Genomic DNA, 20,930 nt, shown 5'->3' on the forward strand with positions numbered 1-20,930 from the left:
TGCGCGGCGCCCGGGATGGGCGCGCAAACGGGCATAGCCGGGCGCGATGCCTCCGCGTCCGGCAGGGAAGGCGCGGCCTTAAGCACGGCGGGGCGGCCGGGGCAAGGGCCAATCCCGCCCCGGCCGCCCCGCCGCCGGCCTGCCCGGCTCACTCGCCGGGCGGGCTGCCCAGGGCGAAGACGATCAGATGCCGCCGGGAATCGTAGGGCGCGCCGACATAGGGTTGCAGCCCGAGCATGGCGGCCCGCATCCCCATGGTGTGCGCCGCCGCGACGTGGGCGTCGTAGGCCGCGGCGTCCCGGAACACCTCGACGAGCTGCCAGTGGTTCGGCAGCGCGCGCCAGGAGAGCAGCGCGATGCCGGCCGCGCCCGGCTCGGCCCGCACGGCGGGCAGGTAGCGGTCGAGCAGCGCGCGCGTCGCCGGGGCGCCGGGCGGCATGATGTCCACATGCGTCACCACCGCGAAGCGCCCCGGCTGCCATGCCGCCGCGCCGAGCCCGCCCGCGAGCGGCATGCCCACGCGCTCGTCGAGCGGCACCGCCAGCAGCGGGCCCAGCGCGGCCCGCGCGGCCTCCCGCGCCGCGTCGTCCCGCGCCGCGCGGGCGTCCCCGGCGCTCCGCCAGGCCTCGATCAGCGTGAAGAATTCCGGCCGGCCGGTCTCGCGCGCGGCGGCGACTCCGATCGCGCCGGGCAGCGACATGCCCGCCTCGGCCAGCCGGCGCAGGGCGGCCGCGCCGGCCTCGCCCCGGCCCGGCAGGAACTCGACATAGGTGACGGAGAACTCGCGTTGCCCTTCCGGGGCCTGCCAGGACGGCGCCTGCGCCAGGGCGGCGCCGACCGGCGGGCCGCCCCGGCCGCCGCACAGGAAAAGGACCAGGCAGAGCGTGGCGAGCCGTAGCAGGCGCATTCGTGTCGTCCTCCCTCGGTGGAGCGAGCGGCCTCCGGGACCCGGATGGCCGGGGCGGCGGCACGGCGGCCGCCGGCGACGCTGCCGGCATCGGCATCGCCGCCGTGCCGGTCCTGCCGCAACCAGAATAGGATGGAACCGTTCATATCCTTCAACCCTGGGTGGTTTGGGGGCGCTGCCGGGCGGGCGGGCCGTCCGGCGCGGACGTGATCCGGGCCCATCCCGGCGCCGGCCGCCGCCGATCGCGGCGTTGACAAGCGGGCGGCGCGCGACTAATCCCGCGCCCCCGATCCGACCGCCATGGCGGCCGGCCCCTTCGCGCATCCGCCGCTCCGCCCCTTCGCTTCGCCCCGGCATCCGGTCGGGCCGGTGGACGGCCGCCACTCAGCAACCGCATCGAGGACCGTCCCGCCATGGCGCTCGCGCTCCTGTTTCCCGGCCAAGGCAGCCAGGCCGTCGGCATGGGCCACGCCCTCGCCGAGGCCTTCCCCGCCGCCCGCGAGGTGTTCCAGGAGGTGGACGACGCCCTGGGCCAGCACCTGTCGCGGCTGATGTTCGAGGGCCCGGCCGAGGAGCTGACGCTGACCGCCAACGCCCAGCCGGCGCTGCTCGCCGTCTCGGTGGCGGTGCTGCGCGTGCTGGAGCGCGAGGGCGGCTTCCGCCTGCCGGAGAAGGTGGCGCTGGTGGCCGGCCACTCGCTCGGCGAGTACAGCGCGCTCACCGCCGCCGGGGCGCTCGACCTCGCGACCGCGGCGCGGCTGCTGCGCCGGCGCGGCGAGGCGATGCAGAAGGCCGTGCCGGCCGGCGAGGGCGCCATGGCGGCGCTGCTCGGCGCCGATCTGGCGCAGGCCCGCGCCATCTGCGAGCGCGCCGCGCCGGCGCCCGACGGCCGCACCGAGGTGGTGGAGTGCGCCAACGACAATGGCGGCGGCCAGGTGGTGGTCTCCGGCCACAAGGCGGCGGTGGAGCGGGCGGTGGAGCTGGCCAAGGCCGAGGGCATCCGCCGCGCCATGCTGCTGCCGGTCTCGGCGCCGTTCCATTCCGCGCTGATGGCGCCCGCCGCGCATGTGATGGAGGAGGCGCTGGCCCGCGCCGAGCTGCGCGCGCCGCTGGTGCCGGTGGTGGCCAACGTCACCGCCGCCAAGGTGACCGACCCGCACGAGATCCGCCGGCTGCTGGTCGAGCAGGTGACCGCCACGGTGCGCTGGCGCGAGAGCATCGAGGCGATGTCGGCCATGGGCTGCGACCGCTTCGCCGAGCTCGGCGCCGGGCGCGTGCTGACCGGGCTGATGAAGCGCCTCGCCCCGGAGGCGAAGGCTCTGTCGGTCGGCAATCCGGTCGAGATCGAAGCCTTCCTGAAGGCGGTGTGAGCAGGATGACCGATACGCCCCCCGGCATGTTCCGCCTCGACGGCAAGGTCGCCCTCGTCACCGGCGCCTCCGGCGGCATCGGCGCCGCCATCGCCCGCGCGCTGCACGCGCAGGGCGCGAGCGTCGCGCTTTCCGGCACGCGCCGCGATGCGCTGGAGTCGCTCGCCGCCGAGCTGGGCGAGCGCACGCTCGTCGCCCCCGCCCAGCTCGCCGAGGCCGAGGCGGCCGCCACGCTGGTGGGCGAGGTCGAGGAGAAGTTCGGCCGGCTCGACATCCTCGTGAACAACGCCGGCTTCACCCGCGACGGGCTGATGCTGCGCATGACCGATGCCGACTGGGGCGCGGTGCTCGACGTCGATCTCGGCGCCCCGTTCCGCCTGGCCCGCGCCGCGCTGCGCGGCATGATGAAGCGGCGCGCGGGGCGCATCGTCGGCATCGCCTCGATCGTCGGCGCCACCGGCAACCCGGGGCAGGCGAACTACGCCGCCGCCAAGGCCGGGCTGATCGGCATGACCAAGGCGATGGCGCAGGAGATCGCGCCGCGCGGCGTGACCGCCAACATCGTGGCGCCGGGCTTCATCCGCACGCCGATGACGGACGCGCTGAACGAGGCGCAGCGCGCCGCGCTGCTCGGCCGCATCCCGCTCGGCCGCATGGGCGAGCCGGCGGACGTGGCGGCGGCGGTGGTCTACCTCGCTTCCGGGGAGGCCGGCTGGGTGACCGGCGCCACGCTGCACGTGAACGGCGGGATGGCGATGCTGTGAGGGGCCACCGCGGCCCCGCGGCGGGATTCCGCCCCGGCGCGGCGGCGGCGGGGTCGGCCCGCCGCCCGTCTTTCCGGTGCGTGTCCTTCCGGCCACAGCGTCCCGCCCAGGACACGGCTGGGGCGCGCGCGACGGGCTGCGGGCGGGCTGCCCGGCGCTAGGCCGGGCCGGTGTTCCATGTTAAGCCCCGCCACCCGAGCGGGGCCCGGTCCGAACGAGTATCGGACCGGTTTCCGTTGGCAGACGCTCGGCACGGGTTGCACGGCCGGCAGCAAGGAGAGACTACGCGATGAGCGACACCGCCGAGAAGGTGAAGAAGATCGTCGTCGAGCACCTCGGCGTCGAGGAGTCCAAGGTGACCCCCGAGGCGTCCTTCATCGACGACCTCGGCGCCGACAGCCTCGACACGGTCGAGCTGGTGATGGCCTTCGAGGAGGCCTTTGGCGTGGAGATCCCGGACGACGCGGCGGAGAAGATCACCACCGTCAAGGACGCGATCGAGTACATCGACGAGCACAAGGCGGCCTGAGCGGGGAACCCCCGCAGGGATCGCCCGGACAGGCCGCACGGTAGGGACGGGATAGGGAACGTGTTCGCGAACGGCATTACGCCACGGCGCGTGGTGGTGACGGGCATGGGCATCGCCTGCCCCCTCGGGGTCGGCGTCGAGCCCGTCTGGCAGCGCCTGCTCGCCGGTGAGAGCGGTATCTCCGCCATCCAGTCCTTCGACGTGGCCAATCTGCCGGCGAAGATCGCCGGTCAGGTGCCGGCCGGCTCCCGGGCCGAAGGCCGGCTCGACCTCGCCGAGTGGATCCCGGTCAAGGACCAGAAGAAGATGGACCGCTTCATCCAACTCGCGCTGGTGGCGGCCATCGAGGCGGTCGAGGATTCCGGCTGGACGCCGGCCGAGGACGACGAGGCGGGCCGCTGCGCCACCGGCGTGATGATCGGCTCGGGCATCGGCGGCCTGCCGGCGATCTACGAGGCCTCGGTCACGGTCAGCCAGGGCAAGGTGAAGCGGCTCTCGCCCTTCTTCATTCCCTCGGCGCTGATCAACCTCGCCTCGGGCCACGTCTCCATCAAGTACGGCTTCAAGGGGCCGAACCACGCGGCCGTGACGGCCTGCGCCACCGGCGTCCACGCCGTGGGCGACGCGGCGCGGCTGATCGCGCTCGGCGATGCCGACGTGATGGTGGCCGGCGGCGCCGAGGCGGCGATCAGCGAGATCGGCATGGGCGGCTTCTGCGCCTCCCGTGCCCTCTCCACCGGCTTCAACGACACCCCGACCGAGGCCTCGCGTCCCTGGGACGAGGGCCGCGACGGCTTCGTCATGGGCGAGGGCGCCGGCGTCGTCGTGCTGGAGGAGCTCGAGCACGCGAAGCGGCGCGGCGCCAGGATCTATGCCGAGGTGATCGGCTACGGCATGTCCGGCGACGCGTACCACATCACCGCCCCCTCCGAGACCGGGGACGGCGCCTACCGCTCCATGTCGGCGGCGCTGCGCTCGGCCGGGATCGGGCCGGAGCAGGTGCAGTACGTCAACGCCCACGGCACCTCGACGCCGATGGGCGACGACCTGGAGCTGGGCGCGGTGGAGCGGGTGTTCGGCGAGGCCGGCAGGCACCTCGCCATGTCCTCCACCAAGTCGGCGATCGGCCACCTGCTGGGGGCGGCCGGCGCGGTGGAGGCGGTGTTCTCCATCCTCGCCATCCGCGACAAGGTGGCGCCGCCCACGCTGAACCTGCACAGGCCCTCGCGCGCCAGCGTGATCGACCGCGTGCCGCTGGAGGCGCAGCCGCGGCCGATCGAGGTGGCGCTGAGCAACAGCTTCGGCTTCGGCGGCACCAACGCCAGCATCGTCTTCCGCGCCGCGCCCTGAGGCGCGCGCGGGGCCGCCGGTATTCCGACCGGCGCCGTCGTTCCGGCGGAGCAGGGGCGGGAGCGGCCACCGCCCTCCCGCCTGTCCCGATGCCGGGGAGCGCGGGAGTGTCCCGGGCGCATCCGGCACCGTCATTCCCGGCGGCCGGCCCGCGCGTCCTTCCGCCGGGCCTTTCCGAGGCTTCCCGCCGCCGGCCGGGATGACCGAGAGGCACATGCCCCGTGACGGCGGCATGCGCCATGCGCCGGACCCGATTCCGCCGCCGAGGCGTGCCCCCGCGGCGGCCGGCCCACCGGCATCTCCGCACCCGGCCCGGGCCGGAGAAAGGCAGGATCGTCAGGCATGTCGAGATTCCCGCGCTTCCTGCTCGGCGCCGCGTCGGCGCTGGCCCTGCTCGCCGCCGCGGGCGGCCTCGCCTTCTGGGTCGGGCGCGTCGCCTCGCTCTCGCCCGGACCGCTGGAGACGCAGCGGCAGGTGGTGGTGCCACGCGGCGGCACCGAGACCATCGCCGCCGCGCTCGCCGAGCAGGGCGTGATCGCCAATCCGCGCTTCTTCGCCCTGGTCGCCTGGCTGACGCGCGACGCCGGCCCGCTGCGGGCCGCCGAGTTCACCTTTCCCGCCGGGGTCTCGCTGCAGGACGTGCTGCACATCCTGCGCGAGGGGCGGGCGGTGCAGCACCGCCTGACCATCCCGGAGGGCCTGACGGCGCGCCAGATCGGATCGCTGATCGCCGGCGCCGAGGCGCTGCGGGGCGAGATGCCGGCGATCGACGAGGGCGAGGTGCTGCCCGAGACCTACGCCTACCAGCGCGACGACGAGCGTGCCGCCCTGGTGCGCCGGGCGGAGGCCGCCATGTCGCGCGCCCTGGCCGATGCGTGGAAGGCGCGCGCCCCCGACCTGCCGCTCGCCACGCCGCGCGAGGCGCTGATCCTGGCCTCGATCATCGAGCGCGAGACGGGCAAGCCGGAGGAGCGGGCGCGCGTCGCGGCCGTGTTCATCAACCGGCTGCGGCGCGGCATGCCGCTGCAGGCGGATTCCACCGTGGCCTACGCGGCGGCCGATGGCGGCGTGCTGGACCGGCCACTGAGCCGCGCCGACCTGGAACGCGATTCGCCCTTCAACACCTATCGCCGGTCCGGCCTGCCGCCGGCGCCGATCGCCTCGCCGGGCCGGGAGACGCTGCGCGCGGCCACGCGGCCGGATACGACGGATGAGCTGTACTTCGTGGCGGACGGCACGGGCGGGCATGCCTTCGCGCGCACCCTGGAGGAGCACAACCGCAACGTCGCCCGCTGGCGCGAGGGCCGGCAGGGCGGCGCGGGCGCTGCCGGCGGCGCGGCGGGCGGCGGGGCGGCGGGCGGCGGGGCGGCGGGCGGGCGGCCCTGACATGCCGCCGGCGCGCCGGTTTTCGGCGTGCCGCGCGAAACCCCATGCCCCGGGGGGCTTCCCCCCGTCCGCCGGGCAGGGTATGGAGACGCCGGGGACCCGTAGCTCAGCTGGATAGAGCGTTGCCCTCCGAAGGCTGATGTCAAGGGTGTTTCGTGAGTGAGTAACTGAAGAAAGGTTCGTGAAAACAGTAGCTTGAGTGATCCTACAGACGCCGCCCAACCCCGAAGAATTTTCGCGTAAGCACCGCGTAAGCAGTTTTCGGAGAACGGGGGCGGAACAGCGGATAGTGGGGCGTAGTCGCCCGGCGGCCGCAATGGAGGATTGGTTTGTGAAGGCCGAATCCGTTGACCCTCATAGGTCGGTCGGGCTAGGCGAAATTGAGATGCACCCGTAGCTCAGCTGGATAGAGCGCCACCCTCCGAAGGTGGAGGCCACACGTTCGAATCGTGTCGGGTGCGCCAACCTCCCTAGATGTGTGCCTTGTGGCGCCAGTCGGGTTAGGTTGGCTGAGGGCTCGAAGATGTCGAGCCAGCCCACTTTCTCGTCCTGCCGTGCTTCCAACCGCCCGCGCCTGCGGACGCATCTTCATGCCGGCAGCCTTGAATTAGCCCCACCCGCTATTAAGATATATGGCGATATGCTTTAATAGCTTCGAGGCCGATTAAAGGATCGCGCGTGGCGGACGGACAGAACCAAAGGCTCGGGGCCTACGTCGAAACGAGCGCAGGAGGCGAGCGCGTGCGGGCCTATGTGCCTGCCCCGCTGCCGCCGAATCCGCCGCTCGAACTCGGACGGTTCATGCAGGTCTACGAACGCGCCATTGCCGCGGTCGGGCGCCTGGACGGCGTGACGACGATCCTGCCCTCGACGCCTTTGTTCCTCTACATGTACGTCCGCAAGGAAGCCCTGCTGTCGTCTCAGATCGAGGGGACGCAATCCTCGCTGTCGGATCTGCTGCTGTTCGAAAATCACGAGGCGCCGGCGGTCGAACTCGACGACGTCACCGAGGTCTCGAACTACGTCGCGGCGATCGAGCACGGCGTCTCCCGGATGCGCGGCGGATTTCCCCTGTCGCTCCGGCTGATCCGCGAAATGCACGCCATTCTGCTCAAGTCGGGGCGGGGCGCCGCGAAGCAACCGGGCGAGTTCCGGCGCTCACAGAACTGGATCGGCGGAACCCGGCCTGGCAACGCGCTGTTCGTGCCGCCGCCGCCGAACCAGCTAGATGAATGCCTCGATGCGCTCGAGCGCTTCTTGCACAGCGAGGATGCGGCGCTGCCCCCGCTCATCCGGGCGGGCCTGGCCCACGTCCAGTTCGAGACGATCCACCCCTTCCTCGACGGCAACGGGCGCCTGGGTCGGCTGCTCATCACGCTGATCCTGTGTGAGGCGGGGGTGCTGCGCGAGCCGATCCTCTATCTCAGCCTGTTCCTGAAATCCCGGCGCGACGACTATTACCGGCTCCTGCAGGAGGTCCGCCAGGCTGGGACCTGGGAGACCTGGATGGAGTTCTTCCTGACCGGCGTCGCTGAGACCGCTGAACAAGCCGCCGCGACCGCGCGCGATCTCATCGCCATGTTCGATGCTCACCGACAGCAGATCGCAGGCCTCGGTCGCGCGGCCCCATCCGCGCTCCGCGTCCACGAATTGATGCAAGCCAGTCCGATCGTCACTATCCAGACTGTCTCCGAGAAACTCGCCGTCTCTTTCCCGACCGCCAGCACGGCGCTGGAAAACCTCGCCAAGATCAACGTCGTGCGCGAGACCACGGGACGGCAACGCGGCCGGATCTACGCCTATTCGGACTATCTGGCCTTGCTCGATCGCGGCACGGATCCCTTGCCGGCCTGACGCGCCGAGGGAAATCGAAACCAAGAGCAACGTATATCGAGATGGAGGCGAACAGGGAGGGGCGGCACAGTTTGTAGGAGGCGTCGGCGCGTATGCGGGCCGGCGATGTGAACGGCGTGGACATAGAGCTTCGTGATTTGCGTTTGGCGCTCGTAACGTCACAGCACCGCAGCCTACGACAGGCGGCGGAAGCTCTGAACATACGCCAATCGACCCTGAGCCGCCGGCTGCACGAGATCGAGCGCCAGCTCGGCGTGGTGTTATTCGAAAGAACGAATGGCGGCACCCGCCTCACCACGGTGGGGCTGGAGTTCGTCGCGAGCGCCAAGCGGATACTCGATGACGTGGATACTGAGCTCCAGCGGCTCAGGAGCAGGAGCCGTGGCGAACTTGGCCTGCTGGCGATCGGCGTTCATGCCTCTCCTTCGGCAGGGAACATGCACACGACGCTGGTCGAATACCATCGGCGCTTTCCGGATGTGGATGTGCGCACGGTCGATGGCAGCCATGAGCGGCTGCTTTGCGCCCTCGCGGGCAACGCCGTCGATGTCGCGATCATGACCGGCCAAGCGACGGCGTGGGACGGCCGCGTGCTTCCACTCTGGAGCGAGCGGGTGATCGTGGCTTTCCCCGAGCATCATGCGCTTGGCCAGAATCCGAGGATTCGCTGGGCGGATCTTGCAAATGAAAAGTTCCTCGTCCCGCAGCAAGGCCCTGGACCGGAATTGGAAGGGCTGCTCACGGCGAAGCTCCATCATGCGGTGGGCTCCCAGCACATCGTCCATCAAGACGCTTCACTGGACAGGCTGCTGAGCCTGGTCAGTGCGAATTATGGAACGCTCCTGATGTTCGAGGGCGCGACGGGGGGCCGCTACGAAGGGGTCGTCTACCGGGAAGTCTGGGACGACGACGGTCCGACCCAAGTCAAATTCATGGCCTGTTGGCGAGATACGAACAGCAATCCCGCGCTGGGATCGTTCCTGGCGATGTTGCGCGAAAACTATCCCGACTTCTCGGCCGAACCGCCTGCGACCTGAGCGGCTCGATCGCGACGCGCCTTGGCGAAGGCGCGATCGGTCGGTCGCCCTGGGCCGGCGGGTCCGCAGTCATGGCGGCTCGCCCCCAGACCGATCGCGACGGTCCTGATCGCGCACCAGCCAGTGTACCACCCCGAGCGCGAGGGCGGCAGCGGCCAGGGCAGCGATCTTGGCCGACTCTGTCTCGCTGAGGTCGAGGATGATGAACTTGCGCGCTATGGCAAGAAGGGCGATCAGCACGATCGTGCGGACCTGAAGGATCCCGAAGCTGCGCTGGGCCACCACCAGAAGAGATCGCTTGAACTCAAGTGCAATCACCACGGTGAAAATCATCCCGAAGACGACCTGGAAGTTTTCATAATCAAGCGTATCAAATGCCCCCAAAACCAAGCTCTTCACAACCTGGCGAATCAAGGCCCAGACCGCAGCCACGACGATCACTGCGATGACGGCACTGAGGACGGAGATGACAACTTGTTCGAACTTTTCGTAGAGCGTCATCGTCGACCATTTTTCACGGGTCAGCCAAGATCTTTTCAGGTCTATCATCATTCTCCCTCGAAAGCCGCCCCGGGGAGACAAGCTCCCCGGGGCCTAGTCTAGCCAGACGGCGCGGTATCACACGGAGCGGAGTGGACACTGCAAACCGGCGACACCCAATGTGGCAAATCAGCCGTTCTTGACCTCGATGCGCTTGACCTTCGCCTGCGCCTCGGGAGTCTGGGGCAGCTTGATCGTCAGAACCCCGTTCTTGAAGGATGCTTGCGCCTTTTCGCCGTCCACACCGGGCGGGAGCGGAATTGTCCGGTAGATCGCGCCGTAGCTGCGCTCGGAGAGATAGTATCCCTTCTTCTCCTCCCGACGCTCGATCTTCTTCTCCCCCTTCACAGTCAACATGTCATCGTTGACCGTCACCTCGATGTCCTTCATCTCCATGCCAGGCAACTCGATCGACACTTCGATCGCCTTGTCGGTCTCAACCACATCGGATTTCGCCTCGCCACTGCCAAAGGGCCATTCGAAATGACCGACCCGGTTCCAGAAACTCTCGAACACATGGTTCATATCTCGCTGGAGCGTCGCGATCGGGTTGCCTTCGCTGATCTTGGCTTCTGGCGCGCCGTCCTTGCGCGCCCAGGGAATGAGGTCTTTGATCTGCATGATATGGTCTCCTTTGGTTTTCAGGCACCCTTGACGGCGATCCTTTTTGGCTGCGCTTCAGGGGCTCGGGGAAGCGTCAAGGTGAGGACGCCACCACGCATCTCGGCTTGGATCCTGTCGGGGTCGAAGTCCTCTGAAAGTGTGAAGGCACGTTCGAAATCGCCCTCGCCATATTCGGCATAAGCAAGTTCCAGATTTTCTGGCCGCACGGGCTCAACCTTGCCGCGGATCGTCAGAACGCGATTTTCGAGCGTGATTTCGACCGCATCGGGGGCGACCCCAGGCATTTCGAGCATCATGGAGACGCCCTGATCGGTCTCGACGATATCAGTCAGCGGGCGGTAGATGCGGCCGCCGCCGGTGGTTTCAGGCGCGTCGGTCGGTGTCTTCTCGGTGGCCTGCGTAATGTCGGTGCTCATCGTTCCAGCTCCTCTCAGGCCGCCTTGATCTCGATTTTCTTCGGCTTCTCTTCCTCTGGCCGGCTGATGACGATCCGCAATACGCCGTTCGTCATCCTCGCCTCGACCTTGTCATCCGAAGCCGCGAATGGCAGGCGGATAGCGCGGGAAAATTTGCCATAACCGCGTTCATTACGGTGCCAGCGCGCACCGTCGGGAACCTCGGGCGCCTTGCGTTCGCCCGAAAGCGTCAGGACGTTGTCCTTGACCGAGATCTCGATATCGCCCGGTTCGATACCCGCAAGTTCAGCGGTGACGGCAACGGCCTCGGAGCCCTGCCACACATTCACCGCCGGGAACGCTGCGCGGGACGGCGGCCAGAAACCGCGGTCCAGATCGCGCATCATGGAGCGCATCAGCGCAAAAGGATCGCTGCGGCGCAGATATGTCGGATAGAGCATTGCTGGCCTCCTGTAGCTGATCGATGCCCGAACCGGCAGAATGGTCCGGCCGGGCAACCGGGCCGGCCGGATGTCGGTTCGGAGACCGCCCATCAAGATAGGCGGTTCCATTTATTGTGCAAGCATATATGTTGCATGCATCGCATCTTGGATGGAAGGCGGTCTATCCTGTTTGTCATGCAGCCGGAGGAAGGATACCCATGATCGCTTCGGACATCGCGCTGATCGGGACGACGATCCACCGGGTCGCGCAGCTCATCCAGCAGCGGATCGACAACGAGATCGGCGATAGCGGCCTGACCCGCCTGTCCTGGATGGCGGCGGCACACGTCGAGGATTCGCCCGGGCTGACCATCGGCGATCTGGCCGGGCGGCTGGAGGTAGGCCGAGCCACTGCGGGCCAGCTCGTCGATCGCATGGTCAAGGGCGGTTGGGTCGAGCGGTCGCCGTCACCCGACGACCGGCGGTTGCAGATCGTCACGGTAACGCCAAAGGCCAGGGCGATGCTGGATGAACTCGCGCCCCGGCAATCGGCGCTAGAAGATGAAATCCTGCAGGATTTGTCCCCGGACGAACGGCGCGTCCTGCTTGTGCTGCTCGAGCGGATCCGGATGCGGCTGATGCAGGGGAAGGGCTGATCGGCATGGAAAAGAGAACCGAATACAACATCTGGTACTGGATCGTCGCCTTCGTTGCGATCCTCTTCATTCAGAACCTGATCGCCGGCTGGCAGTCGGTCGCCCCCATCACCTACAGCCAGTTCGAGAGCTATCTAAACGATGGCAAGATCGCCTCGGTTGCGGTCGGGTCAGACGCGATCACCGGCACGTTCAAAGAGCCGATTGGCGGCAAGCGACAGTTTTTCACCACAATCGTAAATCCCGCGATCCTGGCGCGGATCGACCGCTCGGGGGTGGAGATCACCGGGGTTCCGCAGAATACGCTGTTCGGCACCATTCTGTCCTGGGTGGCGCCGGCGCTCGTCTTCTTCGGAGTCTGGATGCTCCTGTTCCGAAAGTTCGCCGAGCGGCAAGGCTTCGGCGGCTTCATGCAGGTCGGCCGCAGCAAGGCCAGAGTTTACATGGAAAAGGAAACCGGTGTCAGTTTCGCTGACGTGGCCGGCGTGGACGAGGCCAAGGCCGAGCTGGAGGAGGTCGTGGAGTTCCTCAAGAACCCGGCCGAATACGGAAAGCTGGGCGCACATATCCCCAAAGGTATATTGCTCGTTGGGCCGCCGGGCACCGGCAAGACGCTTCTCGCGCGCGCGGTGGCGGGTGAGGCCGGCGTGACCTTCTTTTCGATCTCGGGCTCCGAGTTCGTCGAGATGTTCGTGGGCGTCGGTGCCGCGCGGGTGCGCGACCTCTTCGAGCAGGCTCGGAAATCCGCGCCGGCGATCATCTTCATCGACGAACTCGACGCTCTCGGGCGGGCGCGCTCCTCCGGCCAGATCGCTGGCGGCCACGATGAGCGTGAGCAGACGCTGAACCAGCTTCTGACCGAGCTCGACGGCTTCGACCCATCAGTCGGCATCGTGCTGCTTGCGGCCACGAATCGCCCGGAGATACTCGATCCGGCGCTGTTGCGGGCCGGACGCTTTGACCGGCAGGTGTTGGTGGATCGGCCGGATAAGAAGGGACGTGTGCAGATTCTTGGCGTTCACATGAAAAAGGTGAAGCTCGCCCCGGACGTCGATGCCGAGAAGGTCGCAGCGCTCACGCCCGGCTTCTCGGGCGCCGATCTTGCCAATCTCGTCAACGAGGCAGCATTGCTCGCCACGCGCCGCAAGGCCGATGCGGTGACGATGGACGACTTCAACAATGCCGTCGAGCGCATCATCGCGGGGTTGGAAAAGAAGAACCGCGTTCTCAATCCGCGCGAACGCGAGATCGTAGCGCACCACGAGATGGGGCACGCGCTGGTGGCGATGGCTCTGCCGGGGTTAGACCCGGTGCACAAGGTCTCGATCATACCGCGCGGGATTGGCGCGCTCGGCTACACCATCCAGCGCCCGACCGAGGACCGCTTCCTGATGACGCGGGAGGAACTCGAAAACAAGATCGCAGTCCTGCTTGGCGGGCGCGCGGCAGAGAAGATCATCTACGATCATGTCTCGACTGGGGCGGCGGACGATCTGGTCAAGGCGACCGATATCGCCCGCGCCATGGTCGCGCGTTACGGGATGGACGAAGACCTCGGGCATGTCAGCTATGACACCGATCGGCCCGGCTTTCTCGGCACCGGCGATCAGGCGTCCTGGCTCAACCGCCGCTACAGCGAGGCCACGGCCGAGCGAATGGACCTGAAGGTGCGCGACATCGTGGATGGCGTCTTCAAGCGCACCCTCACCCTTCTTGAAACCAATCGGGAACTTCTCGAGCAATCGGCGCAGGATCTCCTGCAACGAGAGACACTGGACGAGCCCGATCTGGTGGCAATTGGGTCCAAGGTGAAAAGAACGGAAGCGGTCGCTGCGTGACACTGTCACTGCGCAGATGATCGGCGGATAACCCTGACTGGATAAAGATAAAGGAGAAGACAAATGGCAAACGGAGCTTGCGATATTTGCGGTCGCCCGGCGACGGCGCGCGTGCGCGCCTCGGTGAACGGCAGAATTCAGAACATGGAGCTTTGCGACCAGCATTACCGCGAGATGGTGCGCCGGTCGGGCCGCAGCGCCTCGCCGCTGGAGTCCCTGTTCGGACGGCATTCCCTTCTTGACGAGTTCTTCGGCGACAGCGGTTTCGGCAGCCTCTTTGGCGACAGCCCGTTGCGGGGCGGCACGCTGGGCTCCATGGGCGACGGTGATGACGAGGTCGTCGACGCCACTTTCGGAGAGGGCGCGCCGCGGCGTGGATCGCGGCGCGGCGGCGGACGCACCATCGCTGACCGGCTGAGCGAACAGGGCAACAAACTATTGCAGGAGGCCGCACAGAAGGCAGGAGAATTCGGGCGCAGCGAGGTCGATACCGAACATCTGCTTCTGGCGCTGACCTCGTCCGACGTCGTCAAGACGATCCTGGAACAGTTCAAGGTCAATGTGGACGATCTGCGCCGGCAGATCGAGAAGGACGCAAAGCGCGGAGAGGCCAAGGCGTCGGGCGAGATCGGCGTCAGTCCGCGCCTCAAGGATGCGCTGAATCGCGCGTTCATCGCGTCTAACGAACTCGGCCATTCCTATGTCGGTCCCGAGCACCTTCTGATCGGACTTGCCGAGGAAGGTGAAGGCCTGGCCGCGGCGATGCTGCGCAAGCTGGGGTTGACGCCGCAGGCACTGCGTCAGCAGGTGACGAAGGTGGTCGGCAAGGGAGCCGAGGAAGGCCGCGTCGAGACTCCGTCGAACACCCCCGATCTCGACCAGTTCAGCCGTGACCTGACGAAGCTCGCCCGCGATGGCAAGCTCGATCCCGTCATCGGCCGCGCCCGCGAGATCGAGACGACGATCGAAGTGCTGGCCCGCCGGAAGAAGAACAACCCGGTGCTGATCGGCGAGCCCGGCGTGGGCAAGACCGCCATCGTCGAGGGACTTGCACAACGGATCGTCGCGGGCGAAGTGCCCGAGGCGCTGCGCGACAAGCGGCTGGTCGAGCTCAACATCAACTCGATGGTGGCCGGGTCGAAGTATCGCGGCGAGTTCGAGGAGCGAGTCCAGAAGATCCTCAAGGAGATCACCGAGGAGAAGGACAGCCTGATCCTGTTCATCGACGAGATGCACACCATCGTCGGCGCCGGCCAGGGCGGTGGCGAAGGTGGTCTCGACATCGCCAACACCTTCAAGCCGGCGCTGGCGCGGGGCGAGTTGAACCTGATCGGCGCGACGACGCTCAACGAGTACCAGAAATACATCGAGAAGGACGCGGCGCTCGAGCGACGGTTCCAGCCGGTTTATGTGGACGAGCCCACGGTCGCACAGACGATCATGATTCTGCGCGGGCTGCGCGACACGCTCGAAAGCCACCACAAGGTGACGATCACCGACGAGGCGATCATCGCCGCCGCGGAGCTTTCGGATCGCTATATCACCGGTCGCTTCATGCCCGACAAGGCGATCGACCTGATCGACCAGGCCGCGGCGCGGGTGAAGATCTCGGCCACTGCGCGGCCCGTGGACGTGCAGGAACTCGAAGCCGAGGTCGCGCAGATCAAGCGCGAACAGGACTATGCCGCAGCCCGCAAGCAATTCGACCGAGCAGCAGAACTGAAGAAGGAGCTGGAGCAGAAGCAGAAGGAGCTGGACGAGCTTCTGGAGATCTGGAAGCGCGATCAGGCTTCGGCGACCGCCGAGGTGCGCACCGATCATGTGGCTCAGATCGTGTCGAAGATCACCGGCGTTCCGGTCACCGATCTCACCACCGAGGAGAAGGACAAGCTCCTGAAGCTCGAAGACAAGCTGCACGAGCGCGTCATCGGCCAGGAGGAGGCGATCCGCGCCGTGGCCGATGCGGTGCGCCTGGCGCGAGCGGGTCTGCGCGAAGGTTCCGGTCCGACCGCGACCTTCCTGTTCCTCGGGCCGACCGGGGTTGGCAAGACGGAACTGGCCAAGACGCTCGCGGAGGTGATCTTCGGCGACCAGGATGCGCTGATCCGTATCGACATGTCGGAGTATGGCGAGCGCCACTCGGTTGCCCGGTTGGTTGGCGCACCTCCGGGCTACGTCGGATACGACGAAGGCGGGCAGCTGACGGAGAAGGTGCGCCGTCGGCCCTACTCGGTCGTGCTCCTCGACGAGATCGAAAAGGCGCATCCCGATGTCTACAACATCCTGCTTCAGGTGTTCGACGATGGCCGCCTGACAGATGGCAAGGGCCGCGTGGTGGACTTCACTAACACCATCATCATCGCCACCTCGAACCTCGGTTCGGACATCATCCAGCGCAACCTCACGAAACGCGGCAGCAGTGAGTTCGACGAGGCCAAGCAGAAATCCGAACTGATGGAGGTGTTGCGCGGTCATTTCCGGCCAGAGTTCATCAACCGGATCGACGAGATCATCGTCTTTCATTCGCTGAATCAGTCGGAGATCCGCCAGATCGTCGAGTTGCAACTCAACCGGGTCAAGCGGACGGCGCTGACCCAGGGGGTGGAGCTCGATTTCGACGCGAGCGTCGTGGACCATTTCGGCGCGGTGGGCTTCCGGCCTGAATTCGGCGCCCGCGAATTGCGCCGGCTGATCCGCTCGGAACTCGAGACCGAGCTTGCGCGCGAAATGCTCTCCGGCCGCATCGGCGATGGCGACAAGGTGCGCGTCGCCTGGTCGCCCGAGGCGCAGAAGGTCGTTTTCGAGAAAATCGCGAAGGCCGCCGGCGAGGACAGCCCGGCCGATCAGGCCGATGCGGCTGACGGTGGGGCCGAGAAGTCTGCGCCTTCGGGCGTAGCCGGCGCGGAGGCACCGCAGGGCGCAGCGGACGAAAGGACGGCGGACTGAGCCGGACACCCGGGCCGGGCGCGGCGCGATCTCGCGCCCGGCGTTCCGCAAGAGGCACGAGATCCATGAAAATCCTGAAGGCATTCCGCAACCTTGACCGTCACGGTCAGCAGCGCGCCCCTGAAGTGATCGAGGAGGAGGCCCGGCAACTCGCGTCGCATCTGAAGCGCTTCCGCGACGATCTCGTGCGGCTCGATGTCACCGTCTCGCAGACGATGGGCAAGACGCGCATCCATGTCAGCCTGCGCCTGCAGATGCCCTCGGGCGTGATCGCGGCACAGGAAGAGGGGTTCGAGATCGAGCCCGTCCTGCGCAAGGCCTTTGCCGACCTGCGGCATCGGTTGGACCGGCATGTGGGGCGCCTCAAGCACGAGTCGGACTGGAAGCGCCCCGCCCGCCGCCGCCGGATCGGCGCACTTCTGCCGCCAGCCCGCGATGCAGCCGAGGCCGACCGGCGGGCGGCCTATTTCGACCTGATCAAGGATCATCTGGACCGGGTCTATGACGCCGTCCGGCGCGAACTGACCTATCTCGAAGCCGGCGGATCGGTGCCGCCGGGCAGGCTCGGGGTGGACGATCTGGTCGATGCGGTGGTTCTGAAGGGGCTCGAACGGTTCGAGACGCGGCCGACGGAATTCTCGGTCGGCGATTGGCTCTTGCGGCTGGCCCACGAGACCATCGAGGAGGAGGGACGCGCGGCCCGCCGGGCCCTGCCCGAGGACGCCGCCTCGCTCGACGCCGAGCCGGAGAAGCCCGCAGAGGATCCGACCGAAGCCGATCAGGAATTGTCCGAATTCCACCAGCCCGATGACGTGTTGCGGCTCGAGGATCTCGTCGCGGACGACAGCGTGACCGATCCCGAGAGAGAAGCTGAGCGGCATGAACTGGCGCAGTCGCTGCATCGCGCGATAGCCCAGCTTCCGGCGCTCTGGCGCCGCGTGCTGGAGCGGATCCACCTTGCCGACGGCACGCCGGCCGAGGCCGCCGCGGCGCTCGGCCTGGATGCGGCCGAGGTAGACCGGATCGCCCTGTCCGCGGCCGCCTTTCTTCGCGCGAAACTGATCGAGGCCGGGTTCGCGGGCGAAACCGTCGAAACCGCGAACCTGGAACAGGAAATCGCCCGCACGGCGCGCCTGCCCCAACCGATCCTCGAACGGCAGCGGATCGTCATTGCGATGCACGGCGAGGCGGCCATCCTGTCGCATGCCGAAAGCTCACCCGATCATCCAGGAGGACGCATCAAATGAACATCAACTCGCTCAACCCGGCCCGGGACATCGAAGACATGCTCTGCACGCTGACGCGCAACTGGTGGCTGTTCATCCTGCGCGGCGTGCTGGCGCTGATCATCGCCGCGCTTGCGTTCCTGATGCCGGCTGAATCGCTCCTGGCTCTGACGCTGCTATTCGGCACCTTTTCCTTCGCCGATGGCGTGTTAGGCCTGACCTCCGCCATTCGCAACATCCGGAAGGGCCGGCGGTGGGGTTGGCTCATGGTCAGCGGCCTGCTCGGCATCGCCACGGGAATCGTCGTCGTGATCTCGCCCTTCGTTGCCACACTCGTCCTAGCGACGTTCCTTTGGGCCAGTATTGCCTTCTGGTCCGTGTTCTCGGGTGCCCTCGAGATCGCGGCAGCGATCCGCCTGCGAAAGGAAATCAACGGCGAAATCTGGCTGATCCTGGGCGGCCTTCTCTCGGTCGTTCTCGGTGTCGTCGTGACCTGGATGCTGCTGACGCGTCCGCTCGAAAGCTTTCTCGCGCTCGGCTGGTTGATCGGCTTCTACGCCGCGATCTTCGGGGTGATGATGATCCTCCTCGGGCTGCGGCTCCGCAAGGCGGATCGCCCGGACGACGGAACCATTGCTGGCCAGCCCCGGTCGGCGGAGGCGTGATGTACGCTGTGACAGATGACCGGCGCCTCGCCGGCGGCGAGAACGATTTCTCTCGATGGGACGAGACGATCTTCGATCGTTGCCTGAGCGCCGGCTTCAATCCCTTCGGCAGCGGACCGACACCGGTCTTCGTGCGGGACAGGGATCATACGCAGCATAGGGAGAAGCCCAGACCACATAAGGATCGTGAAAATGCGTGGCCATAATCAACCGCCGTTTCCGCCGAAGATTCCCGGAACCGAGTTGCGATCATGGGACGTGCCGACCGCGATCATCTACCGTCCGGCCCGTTCCGCGATGACATCAGCGCCTCGGCCCAGATACTGGGTCCTCGAGTTCGAGCCATCCCGGCCGCCGCAGATCGAGCCGCTGATGGGATACACGTCCAGCGACGACCCCTATCGCCCGATCCGGCTGAAGTTCCCCGACCGGGACAGCGCCGTGAACTTCGCCGAGCGGCAGGATTGGCGTTATGTCGTGCACGAGGACGTCGGAGAGGCCCGGGCGGCGAACCACTGGGCGGGCGAGGCGCGGCATCGGCTGCACAGGGGCGCCGATGCCCCGGGAGCCTTCCGGATCCCGTTCCGCCCTGATCGCGGCAGCAACGATCACCGCCTCTCGCGCGCCGTCGAGCATGAGGGCGCGGACGACCTGTCTTCCAGCGACCGGGAGGGTTTCGACCCTGTACTCGAAGCCTCTCTCGAATCCTTCCCCGCCTCCGATCCTCCGGTCTGGACGGGTGTGACATTCGCGGGGAAGAAGACGTGACGGCGGACGGCTTCAGGCGCGCGGAGGCGTAGCATGTTCCCGTGGGCAGACACCGTCGCGCGCCGCCATCCGCCCCTCATCGTATGGGCGTTCATCGGCACGAACGTCCTCGCGTTCCTCTATCAGACCAGCCTGCCACCGCACATGCTGGATCGGTTCCTGTTCGACTTCGCATTGGTGCCGTCGCGCGTCTTCGGCCGCCTCCGCCTGATCGCACCGTCCGACTGGACGCCGTTCCTGACGAACATCTTCCTGCATGCCAGCTGGCTTCACCTCATCCTCAACATGTGGACGCTCTGGATCTTCGGCCCGGCCGTGGAAGACCGGCTCGGGACGGTGCGGTTCACGGCCTTCTATCTGTTCTGCGGCGTGGCCGCGGGGCTCGCCCATGCCCTAGCCAACCCCGACTCGGTTGTCCCCGCCCTCGGCGCATCAGGCGCTATCGCGGGAGTGATCGGGTGTTATGCGCGGATGTTCCCGGCGGCGCGGCTGGTGGTGATCGTGCCGATCCTGTTCATCCCCCTGTTCTTCGAGGTCAGCGCGCTGGCCTTCGCCGTGATCTGGTTCGCGATGCAGGTCATCCCCGGACTGGTGTCGCTCGGCGACACGGCAAGCGGGGGGATCGCCTGGTGGGCGCATATCGGTGGCTTCGTCGCCGGCTGGCTTGCCACGCCGCTTCTGCGCAAGCCCGCCGGCACCTATCGCAGATACTACCGCGACGAGGGGATCTACGGCTTCCTGCCGGATGGCCGGAGAAACGGAGGAGGACGTCCATGGATCTGATGCAACTGCTGTGGCTGTTCTTCATCGTCTCGGCGTTGCAGCCGGTGCTGCAGCGGAAATATCTCGAGGCGATGCGCACCCGGAAGATCGCCCAGATAGAGAGGGCGCGCGGAAGCCGGGTGATCCTGATGATTCACCGGCAGGAGACGATGAACCTCCTGGGTTTTCCCCTGGTTCGCTATATCGACGTCAATGATTCCGAAGAGGTTCTTCGCGCGATCCAGCTGACGGACGCCGAGATGCCGCTCGACATCGTGCTGCATACGCCGGGCGGGCTGGTCCTTGCCGCCACGCAGATCGCCCGCGCCATTCAGGGACACAAGGGCAAGGTCACGGTTTTCGTGCCGCATTATGCCATGTCGGGGGGAACCCTGATCGCTCTGGCCGCAGACGAGATCGTGATGTGCGACCACTCCGTGCTGGGTCCGGTCGATCCGCAACTCGGGCAGATGCCGGCCGCTTCCCTCATCAGGGTCGTGGAGCAGAAGCCGATTGCCGAGATCGACGACCAGACGTTGATCATGGCCGATGTCGGTCGCAAGGCAATCGCCCAGGTCGAAGCGGCGGTGCGGCGGCTGCTGTTCGACAAGATGGACGCGAAAAGGGCGGCAGCGGTGGCGTCGCAGCTGGCCACCGGCACCTGGACCCATGACTATCCGATCTCCGCCGACGAGGCGCGCGAGATGGGGCTGCCGGTACGGACCGAAATGCCGGAGGAAATCCTCGAGCTGATGACCCTCTATCCGCAGCCCGTGCGCCGCCAGGGCGGCGGTGTAGAATACCTGCCGGAGCCGCGGCACCGGGAAACCCGCGGGGCCCCGGCCTCGCACTGAACGGCACCGGCCTGTC

20 protein-coding genes and 1 tRNA gene are annotated in these 20,930 nt (G+C 67.3%); 16 read left to right on the forward strand and 5 right to left on the reverse strand.

Going from position 1 to position 20,930, the window contains the following annotated elements; all coding sequences use genetic code 11:
* Positions 1-148: 148 nt before the first annotated feature.
* Positions 149-907, reverse strand: a complete 759-nt coding sequence (locus tag M0638_RS14310; RefSeq protein ID WP_248667682.1) for an antibiotic biosynthesis monooxygenase — start codon at positions 905-907, stop codon at positions 149-151.
* Between the two features lie 413 nt (positions 908-1,320).
* Between M0638_RS14310 and fabD the strand changes: the two genes are divergently transcribed.
* The 8 genes from fabD to M0638_RS14350 all read left to right on the forward strand — a co-directional run bounded on the left by fabD (position 1,321) and on the right by M0638_RS14350 (position 9,197).
* Positions 1,321-2,277, forward strand: coding sequence for an ACP S-malonyltransferase (gene fabD / locus M0638_RS14315; RefSeq protein WP_248667683.1), 957 nt, complete (start codon positions 1,321-1,323; stop codon positions 2,275-2,277).
* 26 nt (positions 2,278-2,303) lie between these two features.
* Positions 2,304-3,041: a 3-oxoacyl-[acyl-carrier-protein] reductase gene (gene fabG, locus M0638_RS14320; RefSeq protein WP_248667760.1), complete on the forward strand. Its 738-nt coding sequence runs from the start codon at positions 2,304-2,306 to the stop codon at positions 3,039-3,041.
* A 289-nt stretch (positions 3,042-3,330) separates the two neighbouring features.
* Positions 3,331-3,570 carry an acyl carrier protein gene (locus tag M0638_RS14325; protein ID WP_248667684.1) on the forward strand — a complete coding sequence of 80 codons (240 nt, stop codon included), beginning with the start codon at positions 3,331-3,333 and terminating at the stop codon, positions 3,568-3,570.
* A 60-nt stretch (positions 3,571-3,630) separates the two neighbouring features.
* The gene (gene fabF / locus M0638_RS14330; RefSeq protein ID WP_345893033.1) at positions 3,631-4,920 is read left to right on the forward strand and encodes a beta-ketoacyl-ACP synthase II; all 1,290 of its coding nucleotides are present in this window, start codon (positions 3,631-3,633) and stop codon (positions 4,918-4,920) included.
* 342 nt (positions 4,921-5,262) lie between these two features.
* Positions 5,263-6,306: an endolytic transglycosylase MltG gene (gene mltG, locus M0638_RS14335; RefSeq protein ID WP_248667685.1), complete on the forward strand. Its 1,044-nt coding sequence runs from the start codon at positions 5,263-5,265 to the stop codon at positions 6,304-6,306.
* 387 nt (positions 6,307-6,693) lie between these two features.
* Positions 6,694-6,770 (forward strand) — tRNA-Arg (locus M0638_RS14340).
* A 214-nt stretch (positions 6,771-6,984) separates the two neighbouring features.
* Complete coding sequence (locus M0638_RS14345) at positions 6,985-8,160, forward strand: Fic family protein (protein ID WP_248667686.1); 1,176 nt, start codon at positions 6,985-6,987, stop codon at positions 8,158-8,160.
* A gap of 92 nt (positions 8,161-8,252) precedes the next feature.
* On the forward strand, positions 8,253-9,197 hold the full coding sequence (locus M0638_RS14350; RefSeq protein ID WP_248667687.1) for a LysR family transcriptional regulator: 945 nt from the start codon (positions 8,253-8,255) through the stop codon (positions 9,195-9,197).
* 69 nt (positions 9,198-9,266) lie between these two features.
* On the opposite strand, the gene M0638_RS14355 is transcribed toward M0638_RS14350, so the two are convergent.
* The 4 genes from M0638_RS14355 to M0638_RS14370 all read right to left on the reverse strand — a co-directional run bounded on the left by M0638_RS14355 (position 9,267) and on the right by M0638_RS14370 (position 11,217).
* The gene (locus M0638_RS14355; RefSeq protein ID WP_456316041.1) at positions 9,267-9,698 is read right to left on the reverse strand and encodes a phosphate-starvation-inducible PsiE family protein; all 432 of its coding nucleotides are present in this window, start codon (positions 9,696-9,698) and stop codon (positions 9,267-9,269) included.
* Between the two features lie 168 nt (positions 9,699-9,866).
* Complete coding sequence (locus M0638_RS14360; protein WP_248667688.1) at positions 9,867-10,358, reverse strand: Hsp20/alpha crystallin family protein; 492 nt, start codon at positions 10,356-10,358, stop codon at positions 9,867-9,869.
* A gap of 20 nt (positions 10,359-10,378) precedes the next feature.
* Positions 10,379-10,777 carry an Hsp20/alpha crystallin family protein gene (locus M0638_RS14365; RefSeq protein WP_248667689.1) on the reverse strand — a complete coding sequence of 133 codons (399 nt, stop codon included), beginning with the start codon at positions 10,775-10,777 and terminating at the stop codon, positions 10,379-10,381.
* A 14-nt stretch (positions 10,778-10,791) separates the two neighbouring features.
* Positions 10,792-11,217 carry an Hsp20/alpha crystallin family protein gene (locus M0638_RS14370; RefSeq protein WP_248667690.1) on the reverse strand — a complete coding sequence of 142 codons (426 nt, stop codon included), beginning with the start codon at positions 11,215-11,217 and terminating at the stop codon, positions 10,792-10,794.
* 200 nt (positions 11,218-11,417) lie between these two features.
* Between M0638_RS14370 and M0638_RS14375 the strand changes: the two genes are divergently transcribed.
* The 8 genes from M0638_RS14375 (at position 11,418) to M0638_RS14410 (ending at position 20,914) form a co-directional block, all read left to right on the forward strand.
* Positions 11,418-11,855 (forward strand): MarR family winged helix-turn-helix transcriptional regulator, encoded by a 438-nt coding sequence (locus M0638_RS14375; RefSeq protein WP_248667691.1) that lies wholly within the window; start codon positions 11,418-11,420, stop codon positions 11,853-11,855.
* Positions 11,856-11,860: 5 nt separating this feature from the next.
* The gene (gene ftsH, locus M0638_RS14380) at positions 11,861-13,693 is read left to right on the forward strand and encodes an ATP-dependent zinc metalloprotease FtsH (protein ID WP_248667692.1); all 1,833 of its coding nucleotides are present in this window, start codon (positions 11,861-11,863) and stop codon (positions 13,691-13,693) included.
* Positions 13,694-13,756: 63 nt separating this feature from the next.
* Positions 13,757-16,639 (forward strand): ATP-dependent Clp protease ATP-binding subunit, encoded by a 2,883-nt coding sequence (locus M0638_RS14385; RefSeq protein ID WP_282572018.1) that lies wholly within the window; start codon positions 13,757-13,759, stop codon positions 16,637-16,639.
* A gap of 65 nt (positions 16,640-16,704) precedes the next feature.
* Complete coding sequence (locus tag M0638_RS14390; protein ID WP_150357317.1) at positions 16,705-17,886, forward strand: sigma-70 family RNA polymerase sigma factor; 1,182 nt, start codon at positions 16,705-16,707, stop codon at positions 17,884-17,886.
* Positions 17,883-18,530: an HdeD family acid-resistance protein gene (locus M0638_RS14395; protein WP_248667693.1), complete on the forward strand. Its 648-nt coding sequence runs from the start codon at positions 17,883-17,885 to the stop codon at positions 18,528-18,530. Before M0638_RS14390 ends, M0638_RS14395 begins: the two co-directional genes overlap by 4 nt.
* Before the next feature lie 192 nt (positions 18,531-18,722).
* Positions 18,723-19,298 carry an NADH dehydrogenase ubiquinone Fe-S protein 4 gene (locus M0638_RS14400; protein ID WP_248667694.1) on the forward strand — a complete coding sequence of 192 codons (576 nt, stop codon included), beginning with the start codon at positions 18,723-18,725 and terminating at the stop codon, positions 19,296-19,298.
* A gap of 33 nt (positions 19,299-19,331) precedes the next feature.
* On the forward strand, positions 19,332-20,081 hold the full coding sequence (locus M0638_RS14405; protein ID WP_248667695.1) for a rhomboid family intramembrane serine protease: 750 nt from the start codon (positions 19,332-19,334) through the stop codon (positions 20,079-20,081).
* Positions 20,072-20,914: an SDH family Clp fold serine proteinase gene (locus M0638_RS14410; protein ID WP_248667696.1), complete on the forward strand. Its 843-nt coding sequence runs from the start codon at positions 20,072-20,074 to the stop codon at positions 20,912-20,914. The genes M0638_RS14405 and M0638_RS14410 overlap by 10 nt, the downstream gene beginning before the upstream one ends.
* Positions 20,915-20,930 lie beyond the last annotated feature (16 nt).

Source organism: Roseomonas acroporae (genome assembly GCF_023223525.1).
Lineage (GTDB): Bacteria > Pseudomonadota > Alphaproteobacteria > Acetobacterales > Acetobacteraceae > Roseomonas_E > Roseomonas_E acroporae.

Coding starts and splice junctions, on each gene's coding strand:
- M0638_RS14310 (WP_248667682.1), bottom strand. CDS start 907: ATGCGCCTGCTACGGCTCGCCACGCTCTGCCTGGTCCTTTTCCTGTGC.
- fabD (WP_248667683.1), top strand. CDS start 1,321: ATGGCGCTCGCGCTCCTGTTTCCCGGCCAAGGCAGCCAGGCCGTCGGC.
- fabG (WP_248667760.1), top strand. CDS start 2,304: ATGTTCCGCCTCGACGGCAAGGTCGCCCTCGTCACCGGCGCCTCCGGC.
- M0638_RS14325 (WP_248667684.1), top strand. CDS start 3,331: ATGAGCGACACCGCCGAGAAGGTGAAGAAGATCGTCGTCGAGCACCTC.
- mltG (WP_248667685.1), top strand. CDS start 5,263: ATGTCGAGATTCCCGCGCTTCCTGCTCGGCGCCGCGTCGGCGCTGGCC.
- M0638_RS14350 (WP_248667687.1), top strand. CDS start 8,253: ATGCGGGCCGGCGATGTGAACGGCGTGGACATAGAGCTTCGTGATTTG.
- M0638_RS14355 (WP_456316041.1), bottom strand. CDS start 9,698: ATGACGCTCTACGAAAAGTTCGAACAAGTTGTCATCTCCGTCCTCAGT.
- M0638_RS14360 (WP_248667688.1), bottom strand. CDS start 10,358: ATGCAGATCAAAGACCTCATTCCCTGGGCGCGCAAGGACGGCGCGCCA.
- M0638_RS14365 (WP_248667689.1), bottom strand. CDS start 10,777: ATGAGCACCGACATTACGCAGGCCACCGAGAAGACACCGACCGACGCG.
- M0638_RS14370 (WP_248667690.1), bottom strand. CDS start 11,217: ATGCTCTATCCGACATATCTGCGCCGCAGCGATCCTTTTGCGCTGATG.
- M0638_RS14375 (WP_248667691.1), top strand. CDS start 11,418: ATGATCGCTTCGGACATCGCGCTGATCGGGACGACGATCCACCGGGTC.
- ftsH (WP_248667692.1), top strand. CDS start 11,861: ATGGAAAAGAGAACCGAATACAACATCTGGTACTGGATCGTCGCCTTC.
- M0638_RS14385 (WP_282572018.1), top strand. CDS start 13,757: ATGGCAAACGGAGCTTGCGATATTTGCGGTCGCCCGGCGACGGCGCGC.
- M0638_RS14390 (WP_150357317.1), top strand. CDS start 16,705: ATGAAAATCCTGAAGGCATTCCGCAACCTTGACCGTCACGGTCAGCAG.
- M0638_RS14395 (WP_248667693.1), top strand. CDS start 17,883: ATGAACATCAACTCGCTCAACCCGGCCCGGGACATCGAAGACATGCTC.
- M0638_RS14400 (WP_248667694.1), top strand. CDS start 18,723: ATGCGTGGCCATAATCAACCGCCGTTTCCGCCGAAGATTCCCGGAACC.
- M0638_RS14405 (WP_248667695.1), top strand. CDS start 19,332: ATGTTCCCGTGGGCAGACACCGTCGCGCGCCGCCATCCGCCCCTCATC.
- M0638_RS14410 (WP_248667696.1), top strand. CDS start 20,072: ATGGATCTGATGCAACTGCTGTGGCTGTTCTTCATCGTCTCGGCGTTG.